At 66.6% G+C, this 22,385-nt stretch carries 20 protein-coding genes and 2 pseudogenes; 11 read left to right on the plus strand and 11 right to left on the minus strand.

From position 1 onward, the window contains the following. Nucleotides 1-152 precede the first annotated feature (152 nt). The 4 genes from ACX80M_RS14055 to ACX80M_RS14070 all read left to right on the plus strand — a co-directional run bounded on the left by ACX80M_RS14055 (nt 153) and on the right by ACX80M_RS14070 (nt 3,444). On the plus strand, nt 153-1,352 hold the full coding sequence (locus ACX80M_RS14055; protein WP_252611104.1) for an NAD(P)-dependent malic enzyme: 1,200 nt from the start codon (nt 153-155) through the stop codon (nt 1,350-1,352). A 119-nt stretch (nt 1,353-1,471) separates the two neighbouring features. Beyond that, entirely contained in the window at nt 1,472-1,972 is a 501-nt protein-coding gene (locus ACX80M_RS14060) for a DUF456 domain-containing protein (protein WP_252599615.1), read from the plus strand. Between the two features lie 35 nt (nt 1,973-2,007). Continuing rightward, a complete protein-coding gene (locus ACX80M_RS14065; RefSeq protein WP_252599614.1) occupies nt 2,008-2,973 on the plus strand; it encodes a hypothetical protein in 966 nt (321 codons plus the stop codon). 93 nt (nt 2,974-3,066) lie between these two features. Next, nucleotides 3,067-3,444: a YybH family protein gene (locus ACX80M_RS14070; RefSeq protein WP_252611106.1), complete on the plus strand. Its 378-nt coding sequence runs from the start codon at nt 3,067-3,069 to the stop codon at nt 3,442-3,444. Here the strand turns inward: ACX80M_RS14070 and ACX80M_RS14075 are convergent. After that, complete coding sequence (locus tag ACX80M_RS14075) at nt 3,441-4,094, minus strand: LysE family translocator (RefSeq protein ID WP_252611108.1); 654 nt, start codon at nt 4,092-4,094, stop codon at nt 3,441-3,443. The genes ACX80M_RS14070 and ACX80M_RS14075 overlap by 4 nt on opposite strands. A 104-nt stretch (nt 4,095-4,198) precedes the next feature. Between ACX80M_RS14075 and ACX80M_RS14080 the strand changes: the two genes are divergently transcribed. Next, on the plus strand, nt 4,199-4,654 hold the full coding sequence (locus ACX80M_RS14080; protein WP_141138772.1) for an Lrp/AsnC family transcriptional regulator: 456 nt from the start codon (nt 4,199-4,201) through the stop codon (nt 4,652-4,654). Nucleotides 4,655-4,691: 37 nt separating this feature from the next. On the opposite strand, the gene ACX80M_RS14085 is transcribed toward ACX80M_RS14080, so the two are convergent. Continuing rightward, the gene (locus ACX80M_RS14085) at nt 4,692-5,507 is read right to left on the minus strand and encodes a hypothetical protein (RefSeq protein ID WP_459309869.1); all 816 of its coding nucleotides are present in this window, start codon (nt 5,505-5,507) and stop codon (nt 4,692-4,694) included. A 107-nt stretch (nt 5,508-5,614) separates the two neighbouring features. Then, the gene (locus ACX80M_RS14090) at nt 5,615-6,073 is read right to left on the minus strand and encodes an Lrp/AsnC family transcriptional regulator (RefSeq protein ID WP_252611111.1); all 459 of its coding nucleotides are present in this window, start codon (nt 6,071-6,073) and stop codon (nt 5,615-5,617) included. A 325-nt stretch (nt 6,074-6,398) separates the two neighbouring features. Between ACX80M_RS14090 and gluQRS the strand changes: the two genes are divergently transcribed. After that, nucleotides 6,399-7,280, plus strand: coding sequence for a tRNA glutamyl-Q(34) synthetase GluQRS (gene gluQRS / locus ACX80M_RS14095; RefSeq protein WP_252611113.1), 882 nt, complete (start codon nt 6,399-6,401; stop codon nt 7,278-7,280). 72 nt (nt 7,281-7,352) lie between these two features. After that, entirely contained in the window at nt 7,353-8,021 is a 669-nt protein-coding gene (locus tag ACX80M_RS14100; RefSeq protein WP_252599607.1) for a phosphohydrolase, read from the plus strand. Here the strand turns inward: ACX80M_RS14100 and ACX80M_RS14105 are convergent. From ACX80M_RS14105 to ACX80M_RS14140, 8 genes and pseudogenes are all read right to left on the minus strand, one after another. Beyond that, nucleotides 8,018-9,258: pseudogene (locus tag ACX80M_RS14105) on the minus strand (low temperature requirement protein A). The gene ACX80M_RS14100 and the pseudogene ACX80M_RS14105 overlap by 4 nt on opposite strands. A 10-nt stretch (nt 9,259-9,268) precedes the next feature. After that, nucleotides 9,269-10,849, minus strand: a complete 1,581-nt coding sequence (locus ACX80M_RS14110) for an HNH endonuclease signature motif containing protein (protein WP_459309870.1) — start codon at nt 10,847-10,849, stop codon at nt 9,269-9,271. A gap of 130 nt (nt 10,850-10,979) precedes the next feature. Next, on the minus strand, nt 10,980-12,296 hold the full coding sequence (locus ACX80M_RS14115; RefSeq protein WP_252599605.1) for an ATP-binding protein: 1,317 nt from the start codon (nt 12,294-12,296) through the stop codon (nt 10,980-10,982). A 207-nt stretch (nt 12,297-12,503) separates the two neighbouring features. After that, nucleotides 12,504-12,752, minus strand: coding sequence for an SCO4226 family nickel-binding protein (locus ACX80M_RS14120; RefSeq protein ID WP_252564463.1), 249 nt, complete (start codon nt 12,750-12,752; stop codon nt 12,504-12,506). A 180-nt stretch (nt 12,753-12,932) separates the two neighbouring features. Beyond that, nucleotides 12,933-14,468, minus strand: coding sequence for an amino acid permease (locus ACX80M_RS14125; protein ID WP_459309871.1), 1,536 nt, complete (start codon nt 14,466-14,468; stop codon nt 12,933-12,935). A gap of 39 nt (nt 14,469-14,507) precedes the next feature. After that, nucleotides 14,508-15,962 carry an aspartate ammonia-lyase gene (locus tag ACX80M_RS14130; RefSeq protein ID WP_252611120.1) on the minus strand — a complete coding sequence of 485 codons (1,455 nt, stop codon included), beginning with the start codon at nt 15,960-15,962 and terminating at the stop codon, nt 14,508-14,510. 8 nt (nt 15,963-15,970) lie between these two features. Beyond that, nucleotides 15,971-17,071 carry an asparaginase gene (locus tag ACX80M_RS14135; RefSeq protein WP_459309872.1) on the minus strand — a complete coding sequence of 367 codons (1,101 nt, stop codon included), beginning with the start codon at nt 17,069-17,071 and terminating at the stop codon, nt 15,971-15,973. Between the two features lie 18 nt (nt 17,072-17,089). Further along, a complete protein-coding gene (locus tag ACX80M_RS14140; protein WP_252599602.1) occupies nt 17,090-17,824 on the minus strand; it encodes a FadR/GntR family transcriptional regulator in 735 nt (244 codons plus the stop codon). A 285-nt stretch (nt 17,825-18,109) separates the two neighbouring features. On the opposite strand from ACX80M_RS14140, the pseudogene ACX80M_RS14145 reads away from it, so the two are divergent. From ACX80M_RS14145 to ACX80M_RS14160, 4 genes and pseudogenes are all read left to right on the plus strand, one after another. Further along, nucleotides 18,110-18,433: pseudogene (locus ACX80M_RS14145) on the plus strand (PAS domain S-box protein); the annotation flags it as partial. After that, nucleotides 18,413-20,728: a response regulator gene (locus ACX80M_RS14150; protein WP_459309880.1), complete on the plus strand. Its 2,316-nt coding sequence runs from the start codon at nt 18,413-18,415 to the stop codon at nt 20,726-20,728. The pseudogene ACX80M_RS14145 and the gene ACX80M_RS14150, both read left to right, overlap by 21 nt. Before the next feature lie 146 nt (nt 20,729-20,874). Next, entirely contained in the window at nt 20,875-21,141 is a 267-nt protein-coding gene (locus tag ACX80M_RS14155) for a helix-turn-helix transcriptional regulator (protein WP_252599601.1), read from the plus strand. After that, nucleotides 21,138-22,382 carry a type II toxin-antitoxin system HipA family toxin gene (locus ACX80M_RS14160; protein ID WP_459309873.1) on the plus strand — a complete coding sequence of 415 codons (1,245 nt, stop codon included), beginning with the start codon at nt 21,138-21,140 and terminating at the stop codon, nt 22,380-22,382. The genes ACX80M_RS14155 and ACX80M_RS14160 overlap by 4 nt, the downstream gene beginning before the upstream one ends. Nucleotides 22,383-22,385: the final 3 nt, after the last annotated feature.

Here is a 22,385-nt window from a genome sequence, read left to right on the forward strand (position 1 = left end):
AGGACCGGAGTGGCTGGCAACCCGCATCTGCAAGGGCTTCACCCCGGGCCCGCCACCTCTGGGCCCAAGAAGCAACGAATTCCACCTTGAGCCTCCCTGTGCTTGAGCCTTTCTGCGCCGTGCGCCCACGGCTAGCCCCAGGAGACAACGACGTGTCCATTGACGTAATCGCACCGACCGACAATTCAGCAGCCACTGCCCTGACCGAAGCCGAGATCTTCGACGCCCACCAGGGCGGGAAGCTCTCGGTGACAAGCACGGTCCCGCTGTCCAACAAGCGCGACCTGTCCATCGCCTACACCCCCGGTGTGGCCGAGGTCAGCCGCGCCATCCACAACAACCCGGAACTCGCCAAGACCCTCACCTGGGCGCAGCGCCTGGTGGTTGTGGTCAGCGACGGTACCGCAGTGCTGGGTCTGGGCAACATCGGCGCCGCCGCCTCACTGCCCGTGATGGAGGGCAAGTCCGCCCTGTTCAAGACCTTCGGCGAGCTGGATTCCATTCCCCTGGTCCTGAACACCACGGACGTTGACGAGATCGTGGAAACCCTGGTCCGCCTCCGCCCCAGCTTCGGCGCCGTCAACCTTGAGGACATCTCGGCCCCCCGTTGCTTCGAGCTGGAAGAGAAGCTGATCGAGGCGCTGGACTGCCCGGTCATGCATGATGACCAGCACGGCACCGCCGTGGTGGCCCTCGCCGCCCTGACGAACGCCGCCAAGGTCACCGGCCGCGAACTCGCAGAACTCCGCGTGGTGGTTTCCGGCGCCGGAGCTGCAGGCATCGCCGTCGCCGAAATCCTGCTCGCCGCCGGCATCACGGATGTTGTCCTGCTCGACTCCAAGGGTGTCATCAACCGCGAGCGGGCCGACATTGCCGCCGACCCGCAGAGCAAGAAGTCCCAGATGGCGCAGCGCAGCAACCCCCGCAGCGTCACGGGCGGCCCAGGCGAAGCGCTGCTTGGTGCTGACGTGTTCATCGGGGTTTCCTCCTCGAAGCTGGACGAGGCACACCTGAAGCTGATGAACGCCGACTCCATCGTGTTTGCCCTTTCCAACCCGGACCCCGAAGTCCTGCCCGAGGTGGCCGCCAAGTACGCCGCCGTGGTGGCCACCGGCCGCAGCGACTTCCCCAACCAGATCAACAACGTCCTGGCCTTCCCCGGAATCTTCCGCGGCGCGCTGGACGCCGGCGCCCGCCGGATCACGCCCGCCATGAAACTCGCCGCGGCCCGCGCCATTGCCGAACTCGCGGAAGCTGACCTTTCGGTGGACTACATCGTGCCCAGCCCGCTGGACCCGCGCGTTGCCCCGGCAGTGACGGCTGCAGTCGCCGCCGCCGTGGAAGCCGAGTAAACCTCCGCAGCCACACGCTGACACAACGCCCGACGGCGGTGCCTCCCCGCGCAGGGGACGCGCCGCCGTCGGGCGTTAAGCTGCCGGGCTCACCGCTGCGCCGCCCTAAACTGGGGCTCATGAACTCCGAAACCGTGGTGAGCATCCTGTGCGGCCTGGCGATCCTGGTGGGGGTGGCGGGCACCATCATCCCCATCCTGCCCGGCAGCTTCCTGATCGGGCTCAGCCTGCTGGCGTGGGCCATCTGGGGCGGTGCCGGGGCCACGGGCTGGGTGGTCTTCGCGGTGGGAATGGTGTTTGTGCTGGCCGGTATGGCTGCCAGCGCCGTGCTGACCGGACGGAAGCTCAGGGAGCACAGCATTCCCAACCGCAGTGTGGTGATCGGCCTGGCAGCGGGTGTGGCCGGCATGTTCGTCATCCCGGTGGTAGGGCTTTTTGTGGGTTTCGCCGTGGGACTGCTGCTCAGCGAGTTCCTCCGCACCCGGAACTTCGGCACCGCAACCACCACCAGCTGGGCCGCCCTGAAGGCCACCGGGCTGGGCATGCTGGCCGAGTTCGGGCTCGCGTGCCTGGCGGCCAGCACCTGGGTGATCGGGCTCTGGGTCGCGGCGGCCACGTAGGGCGTGCAAGCAGGTCCGCCACGTAGCATGGAGAGATGACCGCGGGGGATACCAGAGGACCGATCTACCGGGACACCCGTGACCTGACGCCGTTCGGGAACGCCCGCCTGCAGACCCCCGTCCGGGAACTCGCCGGCAGTGTGGGCGGGCTGATCCATGGTGTGCTGGGTGGCCGGGATGCCGCGCTGATTGCCGTGGACGGCGAGATCCCCAGGCTCAAGCGGATGCCGGGCAAGGCGCCCAAAGCAGTCCACGATGCCATCTTCACCAGCAGGGAACCGGAGCGGCTCATCGCCGTGGGGCGCGCATATCCGGGCTGGGCGGGGCTCTGCTCCGTCATGGCCGGGCTCCTGGCCTACCAGCACGGCGGCTACCTGCGCGCGTCCGAACTCCTCCAGCGCGGCCTGTCCATCAGGAACGACGACGACGCCAACCAGTATGCGGCCACCTATCTCACGCGCGTGGTCACCCGGGTGGAGGTTGCCGAGCGCATCGAAGTCCCCGTGCTGTTCAGCCAGGAATCGGTCTTCCTGGCCCTGTCGCACTCCCTGCGGGAGACGGGCCAGCTGGAAGCCGCGCTGCAGACGGTGGCCGGGCTGCCGCCGTCGTTGCCTTCAGCCTTGGCCCGCTGCGCACTGGCGTTCGCGCTGGGACGCGACAAGGAAGTGGTGATCTGGACCGAGGGGCTGCTGAACTCCGACGACCTCTCGGCGGCCCTGCTGCTGCTCCGCGGGCGCGCGCTCCGGCGGCTCGGCGCCCACGCAAAGGCGCACGAGGCCCTGAAGGAGGTGCTCCGCCGTCGGAAAACGGACGTGGTGCTCCGCAACGACGCCCTCACCGACCGTGCCCTGCTGGTGCTCGACAACGGCCGCAAATCCCTCAACCCGCGGGACTGGCTCCGCGGCCGGCCGGCGGAGCTGGAAACGTTCGAAGTCATCCGCAAGGACATCGACGAGCGCCGGCTGTGGGAGCAGGAGTGGGAAAACCTGGACGGGAAATAGGCTCCGGGTGATGGCGGCCTTAGGGACTTGCCTGGTGGCGTTGCCTTGTGGACTTGCCTTGTGGACCAGTCCGTCCCGGAGTACAACGGAGGAATGAGCGACGCAGTGCGGTCCTGGATGGAAAAGTACATCGCGGCGTGGACCTCCAACGACCCGGAGGACATCAGGGCGCTGTTCACCGAGGAAGCCGTCTACGCCACCCGGCCGCATGATGCCGACGCCTGGCGGGGCCGCGAGCAGATCGTGGACCGCTGGCTGGAGGCGGCGGACGGCCCCGGGAACTGGACCTTTGAGTGGACGCTGTTGGGGGCGGACAGCGGGCTGGGGACCGACGGCGGGCTGGCCTTTGTGCAGGGTTTCACGGACTACCTCGGCGATAATCCCAGCTACGACAACCTGTGGGTCATCCGCCTCGAACCGGACGGTCGGGCGTCGGAGTTCACGGAATGGTTTATGGAGCGCAAAGCCTAGGCTTGCTGCGTGAGCCTTGCAACCAGCGGAACCAGCTGCTCGGAGAGGAGCGCCACGCCGAGGGCAACCATGATGATGCCGCTGGCCAGGGTGACTGTCCGTGCGGCGCCGGGCCGTGACTGCAGGAGTTTGCGGGCCAGCAGCGCCACGCAGGTGTAGACGGCCCCGGCCAGCAGGACAAACGTCAGGCCCAGCAGGCCGGACTGGACGGGGACCGGGAGGGAAGCCTCCGGGCTGACGAACTGCGGCACCAGCGCCACATAGAACAGCAGCCCCTTGGGGTTGATGCCGCTGGTTCCCATGCCCTGAAGGAATGTGCGGAGCTGGTTGGCGGGCTTCCCGACGGCGTCTGCCGCACTGAAGGAGGCCCCGCGCCAGGAGCGGAGGGTGCTGATGCCCAGCCACAGCAGGTAGCCCGCGCCGGCCACGGTCAGCCAGCCCAGGACGCCGGGCAGGCCGGACAGCAGGGCCGCGAGGCCTGCCACCATCAGCAGTGTGTGCAGCAGGTAGCCGCCGCAGAGTCCGGCCACGGCCGGGACGAAGCTGCGCTGCCGCAGACCGGCCGTGATGGAGTACGCCCAGTCCACGCCGGGGGTGCAGGCGAGGGCGACAGCCACCAGCACAAAGGCGAAAAACAACTGGGGATTCATGGCGGGCTCCTGTCCGATGGGTATAGGACAAACCTTATGAAGTTTCGGGCCACAAGTGCTTACCCTTTTCGCCCAGGTTGAGTCCGAATTGGTAAGATATTTGCGTGATTGACCACATTGACAGAAACATTTTGCGCCACCTCAAAGAAGATGGCCGGATGACCGCCACGGCGCTGGCCGCGAAGGTCGGGCTCACGGTGGCGCCATGCCACCGGAGGCTCCGGGATCTGGAGGCATCGGGCGTGATCCGCGGCTACAAGGCGGACATCGATCCGGCCGCCGTCGGGCTGGGTTTCGAGGCCATTGTCTTTGTGACTTTGCGCCAGGTGGACCGCTCCACCATGGAGATCTTCGAGAACCGGGTGGCGGACAATCCCAACATCGTGGAGGCACAGCGGCTGTTCGGCTCCCCGGACTACCTGTTGAAGGTCATCGCCGAGGACCTGCCCGGCTACCAGCGCTTCTACGACGCCGAACTCACGTCACTGCCCGGGGTTGAGCGGCTGACGTCCACGCTGGTGATGAAGAACATCAAGTCCAATGCGGGCCCGCCGCTGTAGCGCTTGCGCCCTTGAGATGCGTCCGTCCTGCGTTGCCTCAGTCCGTGGGGCGGACGTGGACGATGATCACCTGGGTGTCCTTGCCGCCGTCGTACCGGAGGTCGTAGTTCACGTCCAGGCCCGTGGAGGTGCCGGAGGTGATGGAGAAATCGGTCTTTCGTTCCGGGTCCCGCTGGGCACCGGCGATCCAGCGTTCGGCGGAGTCGGCGTCGATCCCGTACCGCGCCACACCGTCCCGGATGAGCTCAAAATACTCGTCAGGAGAGCCAGCGGTGAGGAAGTAGGTGACCTCGCTGAAGTCCGGCCGCTTGTTCGTGGTGTTCAATCGGATGCGGTCCGTTTCCCCACTGATCTCGCCGCTCGGAGCAACGATGGTGAGCTTGATCTTTCCCGCGTCCCTGGTGTTGATGTTGGCCGTGCCGGCCCACTGCAGGTCCGGGTTGGAGAGGTACGCCTGGCCGTAGAAGTCGTAGACCTTCTTGATGGTCTCCCAGTTGTGTTCGGTGCCTTTGGAGGTGTCCCAGCTGGCAGGGTCGATGCCTATGTCCAGCATTGCCTGGTTGTTCCAGTAGTCGCTGAGGAAATCCGCGTCTTCCTCGGAGCTTTTGTCGATCAGCCCAGAATCGGCGGCAGCATCCATGGCGGCCTTTGCAGCCTCGGGGTTTTCAAGCGCCCAGTGCCTGAATTCCTCGCTGCCGAGGTACTCCTGGCGTTCTTCGGGGGTCATGCCGTTCGGCCGGTCCGTCAGGTCCTGTGCAACGCCGTTCCCGGAACCGCTACCACTACTCCCGGAGCCACCGCCTGAGCCGGCCCCGTCGCTGGCCTTCTCCTGCTCGTCGGCGTTGGCGAGCACCGGCTTGGAGGCCGACTCCAGCCCGGCCGTTGCGGACTTCAGCAGCTTCGAGTGCGATGGGGAGAGCTCCCCGTGCGGGGTCGAGTGCGGGCCCGGAGAGACGGAGCTCAGTCCTGCAACAGTCCGGTGGTCCGGTACGGGATGACTTCCCGCAGGAACATGCTGGTGGACGTCCGGACAATGCCGGGGCAGAGCCGGATCTCCTCGGACACGCGGTAGAGGTCGTCCGGGCTGGTGGCCACCACGCGGATCAGCAGGTCGGTGTCGCCGGCAGGGGCATGGCATTCGAGGACCTCGGGGATTTCTCGCAGGGCCGCGATGGCTTCGTTGAGGTGGCTCTGGTCCAGTTCGGCGCTGACGGCCGCGGCCACACCCCTGCCCAGGGCGGAGGGGAGCACCCGGCTGCTGTTGGGACGGAGAGCGCCCGACGCCGTCATCCGCTCCAGGCGCGACTGGACGGTCCCGCGCGCCAGGCCCAGCCGCTGGGCCAGCACCATGATGGGGGCGCGCGGGTCCTCGTCCAGGGCATTGATGATGCGCTTGTCCGTGGCGTCCAATTGCTGCAATCTGATCAGTTCCTGTCGGAGCTTGTGGTCCCTATTGGTCAGACTGACCAACGAAATGCTTGCTAGTTGTGCCAACTGTATGGCGTCTGCTCAAATTGTGGCAACAAGGGCTGAGGCTACCGCCGAATCCCGCAGGCTACAGGAACCCGGCACACCACCCGGCAACTGGACACCGCCTCCCGCAAGGAGGACGCCGCTGATTGACACTTGTTCACACCACGGTCATTCTGCACACACGGCAAGAGCCCCTGAGCCACCGACGTCGGATCCCCGAAGTCATCGGTAGCTGAGGGGCTCTTGTGCTGCCCCGGACTAGGGTTGGTCCATGACCCCTGCCGGCCGCTTTGCCCCCAGCCCTTCCGGTGAACTGCATGTAGGAAACCTCCGCACCGCGATGCTTGCCTGGCTGTTCGCCCGGTCCTCCGGCCGCGACTTCCTGCTGCGCGTCGAGGACCTTGACCGGGCGCGGGCCGGCGCGGAGGCGGAGCAGCTCCGCGATCTGGAGGCCGTGGGCCTGACGTGGGACGGCGCCGTCGTGCGCCAGACGGACCGCGGCGCCGTCTACGCCGAAGCTATCGGGCGGCTGGCTGCCGCAGGCCTTACCTACGAATGCTTCTGCACGCGCCGCGAAATCCAGGAGGCGCCGTCCGCGCCGCACGCGCCGCAGGGCGCCTATCCGGGCACGTGCCGGGACCTCGATCCTGCCGAGCTGGAGTTCAAACGCTCCACCCGGCCAGCTGCCATTCGGCTCCGCGCCGAGGTAGCGGAGTACACAGTGCGGGATGTGCTGCACGGTGATTTCATCGGCGTGGTGGACGATTTTGTCCTCCGCCGCAACGACGGCGTGACCGCCTACAACCTGGCCGTCGTGGTGGACGACGCCGCGCAGGGCATCGACCAGGTTGTGCGGGGCGATGACCTGCTGCCGTCCACGCCCAGGCAGGCATATCTTGCGTGGCTGTTGAATATTCCTGTCCCGGAATATACGCATGTGCCGATGGTGGTGAATTCCGACGGCGCCCGGCTGGCCAAGCGCGACGGCGCCGTGACGCTGGCCGATCTCGCCCGTACCGGCGTTTCCGCCGCTGACGTGCGGAACCTCATCCTGCAGTCCCTGGGGCTGCCGGCCGGGACGCTGGAAAACGCACTCCCGGAGTTCCGCCCGGCGGACCTCCCGCGGGAACCGTGGGTCTGGACCGGCCCCTAGGCAGCGCGCGAACGGAGGCTTGCGGCCCCGCCGACGTGAGGCCACTTGCTGCCCTACGCGTAGGCTGGAGCTATGTCGGCACCCGAATTCACTGAAGCACAAATCCCTCAACCGCGATTCACTGTCGAGACCGCGAAGGTCCTGGCCGAGGTGGCCCACAATCGGCAGAAGGACAAGCTCAAGCGGCCCTACCGTGACCATGTGATTGCGGTAGGTGATGCCCTGGCAGATTTCGACGACGATATCCGGATTGCCGGTTACCTTCATGACATTGCCGAGGACACTCCCATCACGCGGCAGGCACTGCTGGATATGGGCGTTTCCGAGCGGGCAGCGGACATCATTGAACGCGTCACCAACAGGCTGCACGACAATCCCGATGACTATCAGGCCGGGATGCATTTCATTGCCGAGGACCACGACGCGGCCCTCGTAAAGATCGCGGACAATGCCCACAATTCCCTGCCCGAACGCGTCAGGGCTCTGGCCGCGAAGTGGCCGGAGAAAGCGCCGGTCACCAAGTACCGGGATGCCCGTCCGGTGCTGTATGCCGCCGTCGACGTCGAGGAAGTCCGCAAGATCCTTGCACGGGTTAATCCCTGGCTGCTGAAGGAGTTGGACGACAGGCTCGACGACGAAGACGACACGGACTACGAGAACCTCTCCTACGAAGACGCTCCCGTCGCTGAGCCTGTCCAGGCCCCGGAAGCGGCGGACAGCCGGCCGGACGGAGCCTCTTAGGCTCCTGCTTTCATCTGCTCCAGGGCGGCGTTCATTCGTTCGGTTCCACGCTTCTCATCAATGACAATCGACACGCCCAGCGCCAGCACAACCACCAGCAGGCAGATCGGCACCGAAACCCCGGCGGTGGCAAGTCCCACGCTGCCCGCCAGCGCGGCCACGACGCCGGCCGCCACGGCAATGACGGTCCGGTCCACGCAGATCATGACGCTGAAGAGCCAGGTCAGGGAGACTTTGAACAGCGCCACGGGGACCGCGATGCTGGCCACGGCCACGGCGGCGCTGATGTGGGCCTCATGGTCGACATAGTAGGCCGCCACGTGCAACCCGGCGCCAGTTGCGGCGATGGCAGCGAAGATGGGCATGTGCGCGTAGCCGAAGAAGAATGACCGGTGGCGCTGGAGATGTAGGGCCGGGCCGGCGGGCAGGATGAAGTAGATCCACCACATGCTGAACGCGAGGGCCGTTCCGCCGAATCCCACCATCGCCGGGTCGACGCTCCAGCCATGGTGGGCCACAATGGCGCGTAGGGTTTCGATCGCCCCGATCAGTCATTCGCCAAGGGCGATGATGGCGAGTAGCCCGTAGCGCTCGGCTATGTGGTGCGCGTGCCACGGGGTCCGCATGCTGCGCTCCGCGGCGTAGGGTGTGGCCATTTCCAGGATGAACAGGGGCGCAGCCACGAGGAACGTGGTCAGGATGTCCGCCTCAATGATGAGCACCGCGATCCAGCCGAGCTGCACCACGCCAAGATACGTGGCGTACCGCTGGCAGGTCCGCCGGCGTGCCGGATCTTGCCGTGCCGCGCGCAGCCACTGGAAGACCAAGGCCAGGCGCATGATCACGTAGCCGCCCACCATCACGGCGTTGTCCACATGATCGCCCTCCACGAGCGAGTGGAACATCGTCTCAATGCCCATGGCCAGGATCAGCACCCCGAGAAGCTGGACCATGGTGACCAGCCGGAATACCCAGTCGTCGGTGTCGTAGGCGCTGGCGAACCACGTGAAATTGATCCATGCCCAGATCACGGCGAACATCGCGAAGGAGAATCCGAGCAGCCCGGCGCCGAAGTGGGCCTCCGCAATCTGGTGGCGAACCGGCTGCCGGCCACCCCGAAGGCGATGACAAAGGTCAGGTCGAAAAAGAGTTCCAGCGGGGTGGCGGCCCGGTGCTTCTCATGCGGATCCCGGCCGCCCATGCGGGCCATGGCATGCCGGAGGGGGTTTGCGGACACCGGTCAAAGATTACCGCCAGGGCCGTGGCCGGCTCCATACCGGAGAGGGTTCCGGTTCCTGGAGGGCTGACCCCAGCTGGGCCCACGCAGGCGAGCGATCTGCAGGGAGCAGACCTTCGGGCGGGGTGTCGTCAGATAGTGGAGAGTCAGGTTCTTGGTGGCCCAGCACTTCAAGGATCTCAGGTGGCCAGGTCGGTGGTTCCCAGTCGGGGTGTTCGCTTTGGTAGTGGCGTCCGGTGGGTGAGGTCCAGCCGGGTGGTTCGTTCTTTGTGGCGGTGGTGGGTTTCCAGGCTGTGGTGTGGCGGAGTCTGTGGTGTTTGTGGCAGGGTTGGCCGAGATTTGGGATGCCGGTGGTGCCGCCGTGGGCCCAGGCGAGGAGGTGGTCCGCTTCGGTGTCGAGGGAGTGGTTGCTGCAGCCTGGGAAGGGGCATTTTCCGTCGCGTAGTCGTAGCCATTGGCGTTGGGCTTTGGTGAGCCGGTAGCTGTTCCGGCCGATCTCGAGCGGTGCGCCGTCGCGGGGATCGATCAGGACGCGGTGGAAGGATTCGGCACCGTCGGCGATCAGGTGGCGGGCCATGGATGGCGGGATCGGCCCGTATCCGTCGAGCATGGCGGGTTCGTCGGTCTGGCCGAGCAGCGCCATGACCGGGACCGTGATCAGCACCTGCGCCCGCGGTGAGGGAATACCGCCACCCACGCCGACGGATTCCCGGCCAGAGCTGAGATCGGTTCCGCCGGTGATGCCGCTTGATCCGCCGCTGATGCAGTCCGCGTTTACGCCGAGGAGCCAGGTGGCAACGGTGTCGGCGCGGAGCTGAGTGAGGGTCCGGTCCTCATGGGGGCCTTGGAGGGCGCGGGCGGCGGTGGTGGTACGGTCCCAGATCCCCGCGGCCTGATCCGCGGGCAGGTAGGCGGAGAGCCAGGCCATACCGTCCCGGTCCGGGGCATACTCCACCCGTCGGTCCGCGGCACACCTGGTATGGCGCTTTTCGATGCTGACCGGGTGGTGCCGCTCCCGCCAGGTCCGGGCTTTGTGCCGGAACCGGCCGGGGATGAGCTCACCGGCGCGGCCACGTGCCGGATTCACGACGAAGGGGTCCAGGAAATGTGCCTCCAACGCCTGCGCCCCGGTGAGGTCAAGGTTGGTGGTTTCGGCGACCATGATCCGGGCGTGCTGCCACGAAATCGTCCCGGCCTGCAATGCCGCGAACGTCAGCGGCAAGGCCGTGGTCAGTACGTGGGATTCGGCGAGCAGGGCACCGGCACTGCGTTCACTCACCGTCAGGGCGCAAGCGACCTCAGCGACGACAGCCATCTCCTGACCTGTGTGGTCCTGCGGCGACTCGGCCGGACCCGCCAGGGCCTCGGCAGCGGCGCCGTAACCGGCAGCCAGCCAGGCCTTCAGGGCGGCACTTTTCGCGTCCAACCGCGAGATCTCGGCCAGCCCGTCCAGGAAACCACCCACCACCCGGCGCAACGGATCAGCCTCCCAGGGACCGGAGGCTTCGGCAGCTTCACTGATCACAACAGCCAGCCCTGCGAAAGACACCGCAAGGGCCTCCGCCGTCGCCACAGCTGCTCTGCTACCCATACTCAAAGCATCCCAGCAGGGTCTGACAAAGACCGCGCGGGTGAGTCCCTATGTGGAAAACTCCGCTGACATCATGTCCAACTGGCCACTCAAAAAAACACCCAAAATCACAAAGTAAATGGCATTGGGTCTAGACCCGCCCCAGTGCGTCGATGTCCTCGAGGAACTGCTCGTGGACCTCCTGGCTCACGGTGGTCCGGGTATCGCCGATCGCGTCGAGGTAGTCCTCGGTGCAAGGCCCCTTCCGGACCGCCTCGCGGACTGAAACGCTGCCCGCGGAAGCCGCGCCGCCGTCGTCGTACACTGCCTTTTCCAGCGCGCGCTGGGAGGCGCTGCGGGCGGCGTACTCAATGTCCGCTGGGGAGAAGCCCTCGGTCCGTTCCACCAGGAGCTCCACATCCACATCGTCCACCACGGCGGCCGGGATGAAGCGCTGCCACATGGCTTCGCGGGCCTGGCGGTCCGGGAGGCCGATGGGGATGACGTAGTCGAACCGGCCGTGGCGCAGGAAGGCGGTGTCCAGCGCGCGGATGAAGTTCGTGGCGCAAACCAGCAGGCGGCCGGGCTGTTCGCGGAACGCCGGGATGATCTTCAGGAGCTCGTTGGTGACGCCCTGCAGGGGCGACGGCGGTTCACCCGAGCGCTGGGAGGCGATCTCTTCCACCTCGTCGATGAACACCACGCAGTGCTCCAGCTCCGCGATCTCGAGGAATGTTTCGCGCAGGGCGCCGGCGAGGCCCTTGGGATCTGAGGCCAGACGGGACGGGAAAACCTCCACGAACGGCCACTCGAGCCGGGACGCGATGGCCTTCGCAAACGTGGTCTTGCCGGTGCCGGGAGGACCGAACAGCACCACGGCACGCGGCGGCACCACACCGTATTCATCGGCGAGGTCGGCCTCCGCGAGGGGCAGGACCAGCCGGCGCTCCAGGAGTTCCTTTTCCTTGCGCATGCCGGCCACGTTCTCCCACAAGTCCCGGGCTAGGATCCGGCCGCCCAACTGGCCCAACGCGCCGAGCTCCTGACGCTGGACGGGGATGGTCCGCTCGAAATAACGCAGGTTCTTCTTGAGCGCGAAGCCGCGGCTGAGGAACGCCTCCACCCGGGTCTCCGCTTCCGGCATCAGCGCGGAGAGCTTGTTGAGCCCATGCGGGGCCATGCGGTTTTCGACGGCGGCGAGCAGTGACGTGCCGATCCCGCGCCCGCGATATTCAGGGAGAGTGGCCAGGAAGACGATCCAGCCCTGGTCATGCGCGGCGCGTCCGACGGCGGCGCCCACCACCTGATCGCCCTGCACCGCCACCACCGCGTGGTCTTTCTCGCAGGATGCCAGCACCTCGGAGAGGGCATAGACGGGCTCCACATCAGTGGCCTTGAGCGACTCCCAGAGGTGCAGGATCCCGTCCAGGTCTGCTGAATGGAAATCCCTGATGCGCCAGTTGGTCATGCCGTGTCTCCCGGGTGGTTCGTCATTGAACGGGTCATTGAGCTTCGTCGTCGAACTGCAAAAGGCGCTGTGAGGCGCTCTGCTGAGCATAGGCGATCAGCCCTCGGCGAAGGGTTGCGGGAGCGTTGCATTACAAAAAGTACGACGGCGGCACCTGGGTTCCGTGTCCACAGAACCCAGGTGCCGCCGTCGGACTCTGCTGCCTGATCAGACCTTGATCGGAACGGGGTGGACCTCGTCGGCGGGGTGGCCCGCGCGCTCGTGGATACGCCGTACAGCTTCCTCTGAGGGGGCCTCGGACAGGCAGTAAACCAAACCTGACTCGGGATCTGCCCAGGCAGATTTGAAGTCAACGCTCTCGTCGCTTTGAATGGCGAGATCGGCGTCGTGGGCTGCTTGCAAAGCTTCCTGGGTGATTCCGACCATGTTGCGATGAACGTCCATGAATTCCGGCATGATACTGATGCTCCTTAACTGGGTTCGACGTTGAAACAGCAGGATGCGGCCGACGTTAGACCTGCGCCTGTCAGGCGTCAAGAGGACTGCGGAAGTGACGACGGCGGCGGCACCCGGGTTCCGTGGAAACAGAACCCAGGTGCCGCCGTCGGACGTCACGGCCAGCTGGCCGGCAGGGCGTTACTTCTTGAAGGACTCCGCGGGCGGGTTGGCGATGACGGGGGCGGTGCCTGTGAAGCCTTCGCGGGTTTCGGCGATTTCACGGATTCGTTGGCGGCAGGCGTACCAGCCGACGACCATGAGTGCGGAGGCGATGGCGGTGACGAGCATGGTGAGGGGTGAGTCGATGAAGACCATCACCAGGACGCTGACGAGGAAGAGCAGTGAGAGGTAGCCGGTGTACGGGGCGCCGAACATCCGGAAGGAGGGGCGTTTGAGCCAGCCTTTGTTCGCCCAGCGTTGGAGCTGGATCTGGCAGAGCACAATGGTTGCCCAGGTCATGACGATGCCCACGGACGCGACGTTCAGCACGATTTCGAAGGCCTGCGCGGGGACGAGGTAGTTCAGCGGGACGCCGAGGAGGGACACTCCGGCGGTGATGGCGATGCCGCCGTAGGGGACGCCGGCCTTGTTCATGCGGCCCGCGAACTTCGGGGCGGAACCGTTCACGGACATGGAGCGGAGTATGCGGCCGGTGGAGTATAGGCCGGCGTTGAGGGAGGAGAGCGCGGCGGTGAGGACCACCAGGTTCATGATGACGTCCACGCCCTGGATGCCGATGGAGCCGAAGAATGTCACGAACGGGCTGACGCCCTTTTCGTAGGACGTATAGGGCAGCAGGAGGGCGAGGAGGATGACGGAGCCGACGTAGAAGACCGCGATCCGGAAGACTACGGAGTTGATGGCCTTGGGCATGATCTTTTCCGGGTTTTCGGTCTCGCCGGCGGCGGTGCCCACGAGTTCAATGGAGGCGTAGGCGAACAGGACGCCTTGCATCAGGATGATCATGGGGAGCAGGCCGTTGGGGAAGATACCGCCGTTGTCCGAGAGGAGGCTGAGGCCCACGGGCTGGCCGTCCACGGGGGTGCCGAAGATGACGAAGTAGGAGCCCACCACGAGGAAGACCACCAGTGCGGCGACCTTGATCAGGGCGAACCAGAATTCCATCTCGCCGAACACCTTTACGGAGACGAGGTTCAGGCAGAGCACCACTACCAGGGCGATGAGGGCCCAGGCCCACTGCGGTACTTCGGCCATCCAGGGGATGTAGTTGCCGAAGAAGTTCATGTAGAGTGCGGCGGCGGTGATGTCCACGATGGTGGTGGTGGCCCAGTTGATCCAGTAGAACCAGCCGGAGACGAACGCGGCTTTCTCGCCGAAGAATTCGCGGGCGTAGGAGACGAACGAGCCCGACGACGGGCGGTGCAGGACCAGTTCGCCCAGCGCCCGCAGGATAAGGAACGCGAAGAAGCCGCAGACGGCGTAGGCGATGACCAGTGACGGGCCGGCGGCGTTGAGGCGGCCGCCGGCGCCGAGGAACAGGCCGGTGCCGATCGCGCCGCCGATGGCGATCATCTGGATCTGCCGCGGCTTGAGGTTCTTGTGGTAGCCCTTATCCTCGGCATGCAGCGCCGATTCAGAGGCGTGCGCCTGGGGCGGCACCGTGTGGTCCGTGACGACCTGCTTTTGGGCAGTGTCCTGTTGGGGAGTTGTCATGCGGTGTCCTTTGGGGGTGGTTGGGCGGGCGGGTAGGGACTATTTGCTGAGATTCGCCAGGCGCTCAGGACTGAGGAGTTCCTGGAGCTGGGCGGCGGTGAGCAGGCCATGCTCGAGCACGAGTTCGGCCACACCCTTGCCGGTGGCGAGAGCCTCCTGGGCGATGGCGGTGGCGGTGGTGTAGCCGAGGTGGGGGTTGAGGGCTGTGACCAGGCCGATTGACTGTTCCACGGTGATGCGGAGGTGTTCGGTGTTGGCGGTGATGTCCCGGACGCAGCGTGCCGTGAGCGTGCGGCAGGCGGCTTCCAGGTGGGAGATGCTCTTGTGGAGGCTGTGGACGATGATGGGTTCGAAGGCGTTGAGTTGGAGCTGCCCGGCTTCGGCGGCCATGGTGATGGTGACGTCGTTGCCGATGACCTCGTAGGCCACCTGGCTGACCACTTCGGGGATTACCGGGTTGATCTTGCCGGGCATGATGGAGGAGCCGGACTGGACGGCCGGCAAATTGATCTCGCCGAAGCCGGCGCGCGGGCCGGAGGAGAGCAGGCGGAGGTCGTTGCAGATCTTGGAGAGTTTCACGGCCACGCGCTTGAGCACGCCGGAGAGGTGCACGAAGGCGCCCACGTCCTGGGTGGCTTCGATGAGGTCGACGGCGGTGACCAGGGGGAGGCCGGTGACCTCGGCCAGGTGCCGGCAGGCTGCCTCGGCATAGCCGGCGGGGGCGTTCAGGCCAGTGCCGATGGCGGTGGCGCCGAGGTTGATTTCGTGGATGAGCAGCTCCGCCTCGGCCAGGCGCAGCCGGTCCTCGCCGATGGTGATGGCGTAGGTGCCGAACTCCTGGCCCAGCGTCATGGGGACGGCGTCCTGCAGCTGGGTGCGGCCCATCTTCACCACGGTGCGGAATTCCAGTGCTTTGGCGGCGAAGGCCTCTTCGAGTTCGGCCAGTGCGTCCAGCAGTTCCCGGCCGGCGAAGATGGTGCCCAGTTTCACGGCGGTGGGGTAGACGTCGTTGGTGGACTGGCTGAGGTTGACGTGGTCGTTGGGGTGCAGGCGGGCGTATTCGCCTTTGGGGTGGCCGAGGATTTCGAGGGCGCGGTTGGCGATGACCTCGTTCGCGTTCATGTTCGACGACGTCCCGGCGCCGCCCTGGATCACGTCCACCACAAACTGGTCGCTGAGCTGGCCGTTCATCACGTCGGTGCACGCCTGCTCGATCGCCTGGCCGCGTTCGGCGTCCAGCAGTCCCAGTTCGCGGTTGGTGCGGGCGGCGGCAAGCTTCACGGCGGCCAGTCCCCGGACCAGGTGCATGTTGGAGGACAGCGGCTGCCCGGTGATGGGGAAGTTTTCCACGGCGCGGAGCGTGTGGACACCCCAGTAGGCTGCGGCGGGGAGGTCACGGTCGCCCAGCAGGTCATGCTCGGAGCGGGTTGCGGCCGAGGTGCCGGCCGCGTTGGTGCCGGCGGCTGACGTGGTGGCCTTGTTGGCAGTGGTCATGGGGGTCCTCACAGGGCTTCGTTGACGGGCGTGGACAGGAAATCGGTGGCCTGCAGCAGGCCGACCCGATGGCCGCCGCCCAGGACGGGCGCGGTGCCGATCCCTGCGAGCGGCGCGGTGTCCACGCCGAGCGCCTCCAGCATGCGGACGGTGACGGGCATCCTGGCGCGGTCGCCGCCGTCGGAGATCTTTACCGCGATGGCGCGGCCGTCCGGCAGGCCCACCAGCTGCACGCCTTCAAAGCCGTCCTTCGCCACTATGCCGGGGGACAGGCGCATCAGTTCGGTGACGTCCCGGCGCTCACCGGCCACCATGTCGGGGTGCTGCTGCATGGCCAGGCCGACGGCGGCTTCCGCGGTCAGTGGCGCGTGCCCGCCGCCGTCGGAGGTGCTGTTGGCGGTGTTGCCGGCGGCGCTGTTGCTGGCGGCGGCGATGCGCCCGAATGCGCGGGCCATGCCCCGGAGGGTCAGGGCGAAGAGCGGGGTGCCGCAGCCGTCCGTGCTGAGGGCCAGCGGCGCCTCGCCGGTCAGCTCGGTGACGGTGCTGGCGATCAGCTGCTGCAGCGGATGGGACGGGTCCAGGTAGCCCTTGACCGGCCAGCCGTTGATGACGCAGGTGGCGGCCATGGCGGCGTGCTTGCCGGAGCAGTTCTGCGTGAGCCGGGTGGCGTGCCCGCCGGAACGCAGCCATTCCTCGCGCTCGGTGGCGCCGTACGGGAGGTCGGTGCTGTTCTCCAGGTCGCTGGGGGCCAGGCCGTGGAGTTCAAGGATGCGCAGGGCCCCGTCGCGGTGCCTGGCGGCGCCGGAGTGGCTGGCCGCGGTCAGCGCCAGGAGGCCGGCCGGGAGGTCCAGGCCGGCACGGACCTGGGCCACGGCCTGCAGCGGCTTGAGCGAGGAGCGCGGGTAGAAGGGGGCCAGCGGATCGCCGGCCGCTGCCAGGGTGGAGCCGTCCGGCGCGGTGGCGATGACCGAGCCGTAGTGGATGCTCTCCACCAGGCGGTCGCGGGTGGCCACGGCCAGGGCGGCGTGCTGCGGGAGACCGCTGGATAACTGGCCGTCCATTGCGTCGAAGGGAGCCGGCAGGGCAGCGGGAATGGCAGGGGCTGGCATGGGGTCCTTGGGTGGCGGTTACTGGTTGAGGATGGAATCGAGCGCGACGCCCACGGCGTGCAGGTGCGCGGCCATGGCGGCGCTGGCTTCGTCCGCGGAGCCGGCCTCGATGGCGGCGAGGATCCGCTGGTGTTCCACGTCCGAGGCGTGCTGGCGGTCCGCCACCATGTTGAGCGTTTCGGACTGGTGCGCCAGGGCGCCCCGGATGTCCCCGACCACGCTGGCGAACACCCTGTTGCGGCTGGCGCGGGCGATGGCGGCGTGGAAGCTGGAGTCCAGGGAAACCCAGGATTCGGGGTCTGTTTCCGCGGTCATGGCGTCCACGATGTGCCGGAGCGTTTCCAGCTGTTCGTCGGTGCGGCGCTGGGCGGCGAGTCCGGCGGCGGGTACCTCGATGTGCGGCCGGGCTTCGGTGAGGTCCCGGGCGGAGTATTGGCCCAGCGTTAGGTCATTGGCCACCTTGTCGGCCACCACGAAGGTGCCCTTGCCGGTTTTGGTGACGGTGAGGCCCAGGGCGGTGCAGGAACGGAGGGCCTCGCGGATGACGGAGCGGCTGACCCCGTACTGCTGGGCGAGGGTGGCTTCGGAGCTGAGCTTGCCGCCCACGGCCGCCCTGCCGGACTCGATGTCGGCGCGGATGGCGTTGAACACCGCTTCGGCAGCGCTGAGCCGGGCCAAGGGCTGGGCTCGGAGGGACTGCTCGCCGGGGGATTCCGCAGGCTGTCCTGCTATCCGGCTGTCTGACAGGTTCATGCTTAAAATATGGCACGGGTCACACGGGCTGTCAATCGGGCACGGGACGGGGTTTCACGGCGCAGGCTGACTCCAGGATCAGGGGCCGCGGGAGCGACGTCGCTGTCCAGCCTCTAGGGCGCATCCGGGGCTGGCGGATAAGCTGTGTGTGGGGAGGCCCGTCCGGCCGACCGGGTGCGCGGCGGCGAAGGCCGTCGACGTTTGTTGGGGGCTGAAATGGAACAGGCAGTCAAGGGAAACGATCATGCGGATTTCTACCAGGAGCTGGTCTAGGCGGCGCCGGATGCACTGCTAAGGGTCGGTGCGGACGGTTCTATTGTCTTCGTCAATAACCAGACGGAACAGCTCTTTGGTTACCGGCGGGACGAGTTGCTGGACAGGCATTACGGGATGCTCCTGCCCCAGCAGTTCGAAGGCCAGTTTGCCGGCACCAGTGATGATTTCGCCTCCGGGCAGCGGATACTCCGGATGGGGACCGGCCTGGGCCTGTTCGGCGTGCACCGCGACGGGACCGAGTTCCCCATCGAAATCAGCGCCGCCGCTCTCGGGGACGGTCCGGGCGCGGACATCGTCGCCTCCGTCCGGGACGTGAGCGAACGCCGCCGCACCGACAGCGAGCTGCGGGATGCCCTTTCGCTGCTCGGCGCCACCCTGGAATCCACCGCCGACGGCATCCTGGTGGTGACTGCCGACGGGAGGATTGCCGGTTCCAATGAACGGTTCGCCGCGTTGTGGGGCATCCCGGCGGATCTGCTGGATTCCCATGACGACGGCAAACTGATCGGTTTCGTCCTGGACCAGCTCTCCGATCCGGGCAGCTTCATGCGCAAGGTCCAAGAGCTGTATGCCGATCCGGGAGCGGAGAGCCTGGATGTGCTGGAATTCCGTGATGGCCGGACGTTTGAGCGCTACTCCCGGCCCCAACGGGTGGGGGATGACATTGTCGGCCGGGTCTGGAGCTTCCGTGATATCACGGCCCGCCGGCGTGCACAGGACCGGGCCCGTGACGCCATCGCAGAGCTGGAGGGTCTCGGCGCGATCGTTAGTTCCTCTGTCGACGCGATCATCGGCATCACCCCGGAGGGTGTGATCACCAGCTGGAATCAGGGCGCCGAACGGCTGTACGGGTATGGTGCGGACGAGGTGGCAGGCCGGGACGTCCAGTTCCTGATTCCGGATCATCTCCGCCTGAGCGAGGAGGCGTTGCTCGCTGATGTCCGGGAGCGCGGTGTAGCGCGGAGTTTCGAGGCGGAGCGCGTGCGCAAAGACGGGACGACGGTCCCCGTTTCCGTGACTATTTCACCCATCCGGGCCGAAGGCGGGGGCGTGCGCGGGATGGCGCAGATTGTCCGCGACGTCACCGGACAACGGCTCGCAGCGGCAGAGCTCCTGGCTGCGCGGGAGGCGGCGCTTGAATCGAGCCGGTTGAAGTCCGAATTCCTGGCGACGATGAGCCATGAGATCCGGACACCGATGAACGGCGTCATCGGCCTGACCGCTTTGTTGCTGGAGACCCCGCTGGATGAGACGCAGCGCCGGTATGCCGAAGGGGTGAGGGGCGCGGGCGAGGTGCTGCTGGCCCTGATCAACGACATCTTGGATCTGTCCAAGCTGGAGGCCGGGAAGGTCGATCTGGACATCGCAGCCTTTGATCCGCGGCTTCTGGTGGAGGAGGTGGCGGGCCTGGTGAGCGAGTCCGCCCGCGCCAAAGGACTGGAACTCATCGCCTACTGCCGCCCGGAGGTGCCGGCGCGGCTGTCCGGAGACGTCGGACGCATCCGGCAGGTCCTGCTCAATCTTGCCTCCAACGCCGTAAAGTTCACGCCGACCGGGGAAGTGTCCGTTCGCGTGCAGCCCGTTGACCTTCATCCCCGTGGGCCTGCGGTGCGGTTTGAAGTCCGTGACACCGGGATCGGAGTTGAGCCAGAAGATCATCTGCGCCTGTTCGAGTCCTTTTCCCAGGCCGATTCCTCCACCACGCGCCGGTACGGCGGGAGCGGTTTGGGGCTGGCGATCTCGCGGCGGCTGACCGGAGTCAGGGTCCTGGTTGTGGATGACAACGCGACCAACAGGCTGGTGCTGGAGTCCCAGCTCAGGACGTGGAACATGGACCCGGACACCGTCGGCGATGCGCGCGCTGCCCTGGACCGGTGCCGGGATGCGGCCTTCGCCGGACGGCCCTTCGACGTCGTCGTACTGGATATGTGCATGCCGGAGATGGCCGGGCTGGAGCTGGCGCGGGCCATCAGCGCCGACGGAGTTCTGGCTCCTACCTCCCTGATTATGCTGACGTCAACGCCGCAGATGGATCCGGCTGAGCTGGCAGCTGCGGGTGTCCGTGAATGGTTGATGAAACCGGTGCGCAGTTCTGAACTCTACGACCGTCTTCTGCGGCTGAGGGGAGGAACGCAGGTGGCCGAACGGCTTTCGGCCCGTGGTGTGCCGGAGAAGCAGAGCATCCCTTCCCGGGGACGCGTACTGGTAGTGGAGGACAACGAGGTGAACCAGCTCGTTGCCCGGGAGATGGTGAAAAGACTGGGCTACCTGGTTGACGTTGTGCCCGACGGGGCGGAAGCCGTCTCGGCCATTGCAGCCGTCTCCTACGCGGCCGTGCTCATGGACTGCCACATGCCGGTGATGGACGGTATTGAGGCCACCAGGACCATCCGCAAGGGGGAGGTGACGGGGCATCTGCCCATCATTGCTATGACGGCAGGCGCCCTGGACGAAGACCGTGAGCGGTGCCTCGCTGCCGGCATGGACGACTACCTCACCAAACCCGTCGACCCCGCCGCCCTGGAGGCGACCCTCGACCGATGGGTTCCGCCGGCCCCGCGGCTGGCGGGGGAAGCGCCAGCGGTGGATCCGACGGCGCTAAACCAGGCACTTCCGCCGACACCGTAAAGTCCACGTCGTCGGAGCAGGGGAAGGTTCCCTCGTGATTATAGGCACGGTACGTTCGTTCCGATTTTTCTCTATGCTGGAGCGAGTTGCCGGTCTAGAATCAGAACACAGCTAGAACGGCACGATCGTACCTATTGGAGATGCCCATGGCGAATGCATTCGGGGACCGGCTCGCAGGTGAAGTCCGGACGCGCCGGGCAGCTTTAGGCCTCACGCAGCAGGATCTCGCCGACATGGCCGGGGTCTCCGAGCGCTTTGTCCGCTTCGTTGAGCAGGGCAAGCCCAGCATCCAGCTGGACTCACTCACCGCCGTGCTGGAAACCCTGGGCCTGGAGCTCCGGCTAGCCGCCCGGGCCAGCCGCGCCGCCCGCGCCCTTGCCGGCCACGGCAAGGCCCAAGAAACAAACCCATGAAGCACCGCGTCGCCGACATCTACAAGGCCGGGGTGCTGGCTGCCCGGCTCGAACGGCACGACGGCGGCACCCGGTTCAGCTATCTGCCGGCGTACCTCGCGTCCGGGGGACCCGCCGTCGCCAGTTCCCTGCCGCTCACCGCCGAACCGGTGCTGTCCTCGGCGGGGGCTGCACCGCCCTATTTCACCGGGCTGCTGCCGGAGGGCCGCCGGCTCAACGCCCTGCGGCGGTCCATCAAGACCAGCGCGGACGATGACCTGTCGCTGCTCATCGCGGCCGGCGGCAACTCGGTGGGCGACGTCCAGATCGTGGGGCACGGAGAGCCGCTGGATCCCGACGAGCATGCTGTCCAGCTGGACCCCAAGCTGCCGGTGGACTTCGACCACCTCCTGGGCGATCCGGACCTGATCGACCCGGTTGCGCTGGCGGGCGTGCAGGACAAACTCTCTGCCGGGATGATCTCACTGCCCGTGGCCAGCGCGGGCAAACGCTTCATCCTCAAACTCAACGCGCCCGAGTTCCCGCATGTGGTGGAAAACGAGCTGGTGATGTTCCGGTACGCGGCCAAATTGCGGATTCCGCTGAGCCGGGTCCAGCTGATCCGGGACATCGCGGGCCGGCCCGGGCTTCTGGTTGAACGTTTCGACAGGGTGCCCATCCCCGGCGGCGGAGCCGACGACGTCCAGCGGCTGTCGGTGGAGGACGGCGCCCAGGTGCTGAAGCTCTACCCGGCAGACAAGTACAACGTGGCTTATGGCCAGGTCTGCCACGCATTGGCAGACTATTGCTCGGCGCCGCTCCCGGCCCTCAGGAACCTGGCGGTCCAGGGGGCGTTTGCCTGGCTGAGCGGCAACGGCGACCTGCACGCCAAGAACGTTTCCATGGTCCAGCAGCCGCATGGCGAGTGGACCATCGCCCCTGTCTACGACATTCCCTCCACCGTGGTCTACGGGGACAAGACCCTTGCGCTGACGCTGAACGGGAAGCGGAGCGGGATCTCGCGCCGGCACTTTCTTGGCTGGGCCAAGGACCTGGGACTGAGTGACCGCACGGCAGCCCAGGTGATGGAGCTCGCCCTGAAGGCGTCAGGTCCGCTGATCGCCGACCTGGAGGCAGGTACCGCGTTCGCCGGGCTCGGAGGTCCGGAGAAGAACGACGACGGCGGCTCGCCGTTCCCGGGCATGGTCACCAGGGCGTGGGTGAAGGAGCTGAAACACCGGCGGAGGCTGCTGGAAGGCTGAGGC

It is taken from the genome of Pseudarthrobacter sp. MDT1-22 (genome assembly GCF_054511035.1).

What these genes read in the sequence shown, in the direction of transcription:
- ACX80M_RS14060 (WP_252599615.1), top strand. Translation starts at nt 1,472, where the DNA reads ATGAACTCCGAAACCGTGGTGAGCATCCTGTGCGGCCTGGCGATCCTG.
- ACX80M_RS14065 (WP_252599614.1), top strand. Translation starts at nt 2,008, where the DNA reads ATGACCGCGGGGGATACCAGAGGACCGATCTACCGGGACACCCGTGAC.
- ACX80M_RS14070 (WP_252611106.1), top strand. Translation starts at nt 3,067, where the DNA reads ATGAGCGACGCAGTGCGGTCCTGGATGGAAAAGTACATCGCGGCGTGG.
- ACX80M_RS14075 (WP_252611108.1), bottom strand. Translation starts at nt 4,094, where the DNA reads ATGAATCCCCAGTTGTTTTTCGCCTTTGTGCTGGTGGCTGTCGCCCTC.
- gluQRS (WP_252611113.1), top strand. Translation starts at nt 6,399, where the DNA reads ATGACCCCTGCCGGCCGCTTTGCCCCCAGCCCTTCCGGTGAACTGCAT.
- ACX80M_RS14100 (WP_252599607.1), top strand. Translation starts at nt 7,353, where the DNA reads ATGTCGGCACCCGAATTCACTGAAGCACAAATCCCTCAACCGCGATTC.
- ACX80M_RS14110 (WP_459309870.1), bottom strand. Translation starts at nt 10,849, where the DNA reads ATGGGTAGCAGAGCAGCTGTGGCGACGGCGGAGGCCCTTGCGGTGTCT.
- ACX80M_RS14115 (WP_252599605.1), bottom strand. Translation starts at nt 12,296, where the DNA reads ATGACCAACTGGCGCATCAGGGATTTCCATTCAGCAGACCTGGACGGG.
- ACX80M_RS14120 (WP_252564463.1), bottom strand. Translation starts at nt 12,752, where the DNA reads ATGCCGGAATTCATGGACGTTCATCGCAACATGGTCGGAATCACCCAG.
- ACX80M_RS14125 (WP_459309871.1), bottom strand. Translation starts at nt 14,468, where the DNA reads ATGACAACTCCCCAACAGGACACTGCCCAAAAGCAGGTCGTCACGGAC.
- ACX80M_RS14130 (WP_252611120.1), bottom strand. Translation starts at nt 15,962, where the DNA reads ATGACCACTGCCAACAAGGCCACCACGTCAGCCGCCGGCACCAACGCG.
- ACX80M_RS14135 (WP_459309872.1), bottom strand. Translation starts at nt 17,071, where the DNA reads ATGCCAGCCCCTGCCATTCCCGCTGCCCTGCCGGCTCCCTTCGACGCA.
- ACX80M_RS14140 (WP_252599602.1), bottom strand. Translation starts at nt 17,824, where the DNA reads ATGAACCTGTCAGACAGCCGGATAGCAGGACAGCCTGCGGAATCCCCC.
- ACX80M_RS14155 (WP_252599601.1), top strand. Translation starts at nt 20,875, where the DNA reads ATGGCGAATGCATTCGGGGACCGGCTCGCAGGTGAAGTCCGGACGCGC.
- ACX80M_RS14160 (WP_459309873.1), top strand. Translation starts at nt 21,138, where the DNA reads ATGAAGCACCGCGTCGCCGACATCTACAAGGCCGGGGTGCTGGCTGCC.